Source organism: Microbulbifer aggregans, from assembly GCF_020524005.1.
GTDB classification, from domain to species: Bacteria; Pseudomonadota; Gammaproteobacteria; order Pseudomonadales; family Cellvibrionaceae; genus Microbulbifer; species Microbulbifer aggregans_A.
The window spans coordinates 1-2,391 of sequence record NZ_JAIVKK010000032.1; the positions used below are offsets into that span (position 1 = coordinate 1).

Here is a 2,391-nt window from a genome sequence, read left to right on the forward strand (position 1 = left end):
AGTGACTTCTCAACAGTAGACCGAATGTAGAGCTGCAGTCTCATTCCTAAACGTCAAACACAGCCCTAGCTTGACAGTCGGGGGAGTCCATGTAGCCCGCAACAGGGGCGACCAATGCTGTGCACATTTTGTGCGAAAGTGGGAGCGCAGCGACCCGCACAAAATGTGCATAGCGTTGGGCGTCCCGCGGAGGCCCGAAGGGCCGGAGCAAACTGCTTGCGCTTGTTAATAATGGTCACTGCATGAAATACCGGTAATAGGCCCAACACATCCCAATTGTTGTAGTGAATATACTCATGAAGCAGATCGTACCAAGCACTGAAGTTTCTTTTCTCTTTGACCAAGTAGATATCATGACAATTAGCCCTACCGATACCGCAAAGATTGGGCTATCGAGCTGCTTCGCTATGTAGAGTGACCCGATGCAAATACCTACAGCTAGAAAAGCTGCAAGTTCAATAAATTTTGGATGATAGAACTTCATAAGATTATTAACGCCCAGCGCAGGCGCAGCCAGCGCGGAGCGCATTTTGTGTTAATGTTTGAGCGCCAGCGAGTAACACAAAAGGTGCGTAGCGTTGGCTGTCGCTCTGCCGCTGCTTGTTATGCATGATGCAGCTCCTGAAGCCTTTCAAAGACCGGATCCAGCCTCCTATTTTTTAGAATTTGCTCCCAAGATCCATCACAAAATCTTTCAGACCTGGCCGCGGCAGTTAAGGCCCACTTAATTTCTTCTGTGGTCGCGTTTTCTATTGACTCTAGAATCCCGCTAATCTCTTTTGGCTGATATTCATATGCAACCCAAGGGGGAGACTGCAACAATCTCATGAAATCTGAAATTTCTTCCGGATAAATAGGGTATCCATCACTACGAGAGATCTCATGAACCGCTGAAACTGCTGCTTGATAGCTCAATACCAATTTCCATATGTCTTCAATTTTCACTATCTCAGCATTCCTTTGCATAACGCCGCGCTCAGCCGCGGCTAACTTTGGGCGCTTTATGCGCGAAAATGGGAGCGTAGCGACCGCGCATAAAGTGCACAAAGTTAGACGTCGGTCTGCAGCGCATTGTTATACGTTACCAGTGCTTTAATGCGCGGTTCCACTTATATAAGCACCACGCAAATACGTTGTAAATAATTCCTAGAATTTGCCTTAAGCCCGGTAACTTAGAAATTTTTGCCTTCCATTTTTCGGATGGTGAATTTTCCCAGATGAGAATGAAAGCCTCGAAACCAACCTTAAGTTCGCCATTTGCATCAATTGCGTGTAGCCGTTTCCTAACGAACTCGACGTCTGCGCCGATATTTTTAGCTAACTCGTGATCAAGGTGCACATCCTGCCAATTTACCTCGCAACTAGCCGATTTGCGTTTCTGCGAGCTAATCCCCGCATCACATACAGGGCATGCTGAGTTGTAAATTACTTTTATCGTAGGCTCTTTGGACATGTGTATTTACGTATAACGCCCTGCGCAGGCGCAGCCAACGCGGAGCACCTTTTGTGTTAATGTTTGAGCGACAGCGAGTAACACAAAAGGCGCGTAGTGTTGGCTGTCGCTCTGCCGCAGCTTGTTAGTGTTTCGGCGCACTGCCAACTCGCTTTAGCACTTCTTAGCTTGATGTTACCACCGCAAAGAACGAACGCGAATAGGCCTTTCTGTACTTGGAAAAACCTCTGTGCGGTGCCGCCACTACTGGCAGAGACCTTCAGTTTCCCACCGTGGGCGAAGCCGACGATTATCTGTAAGCGGCACGGCACAAATAGAGATGCCGGCAAATACTCAGAAGCCGGCTTGCCAATGCCAAATAGTGGGGCCTCGATTTCACGCTGCTAATTCTTACCACACCGCGTTCCGGAACCACCGTTTAATGCACCGAACTTTCCGAAAACCAAAACCCAAAATTCCACTGCTGTAAAAAATCACTAACGCCGCTAGCAGGGGCGGCCAACGCATAGCGTTGGACGTCCAGCCCAGCCCCGCAGGGGATGGGCGATCCTGCCTAGCTTTGTTATATGGTCCCTCATACGGGATCTTTTGACTTTGAAAAATGGAACCCCAGCATAACAACCATTAAGCCGATGCCCGCGCTAATTACAAAGCCACCCCAAAAATCTGAACTTAGTCCAAATGCAAAATTGCCGCTATTAGCCTTTAATACTATTTGACTACAAACGGCTGCAAGCACACCTAAAACCGGTACTAGAACTGCGATTGATGCTTTCTTCATACTTTTATTTCCTCTTCCATTGAGTTTTGACTGACATATAACGCCCGCAGCAGGGGCGACCAATGCTGTGCGCATATTGTGCTAAAAAGGGAGCGCAGCGACCAGCACAATATGTGCACAGTGTTGGGCGTCCCGCGGAGGCCCACAGGGCCGTAGC

Annotated in this window: 3 protein-coding genes; all 3 read right to left on the bottom strand. The window is 48.5% G+C overall.

The window, feature by feature from the left end; translation table 11 throughout:
* Nucleotides 1–603: 603 nt before the first annotated feature.
* Nucleotides 604–945: a DUF6508 domain-containing protein gene (locus LC093_RS20140; protein WP_226669276.1), complete on the bottom strand. Its 342-nt coding sequence runs from the start codon at nucleotides 943–945 to the stop codon at nucleotides 604–606.
* A gap of 136 nt (nucleotides 946–1,081) precedes the next feature.
* Nucleotides 1,082–1,453, bottom strand: coding sequence for a thiol-disulfide oxidoreductase DCC family protein (locus LC093_RS20145; RefSeq protein WP_226669278.1), 372 nt, complete (start codon nucleotides 1,451–1,453; stop codon nucleotides 1,082–1,084).
* A gap of 574 nt (nucleotides 1,454–2,027) precedes the next feature.
* The gene (locus LC093_RS20150; RefSeq protein ID WP_226669280.1) at nucleotides 2,028–2,234 is read right to left on the bottom strand and encodes a hypothetical protein; all 207 of its coding nucleotides are present in this window, start codon (nucleotides 2,232–2,234) and stop codon (nucleotides 2,028–2,030) included.
* Nucleotides 2,235–2,391 lie beyond the last annotated feature (157 nt).

What these genes read in the sequence shown, in the direction of transcription:
- LC093_RS20145 (WP_226669278.1), bottom strand. Translation starts at nt 1,453, where the DNA reads ATGTCCAAAGAGCCTACGATAAAAGTAATTTACAACTCAGCATGCCCT.
- LC093_RS20150 (WP_226669280.1), bottom strand. Translation starts at nt 2,234, where the DNA reads ATGAAGAAAGCATCAATCGCAGTTCTAGTACCGGTTTTAGGTGTGCTT.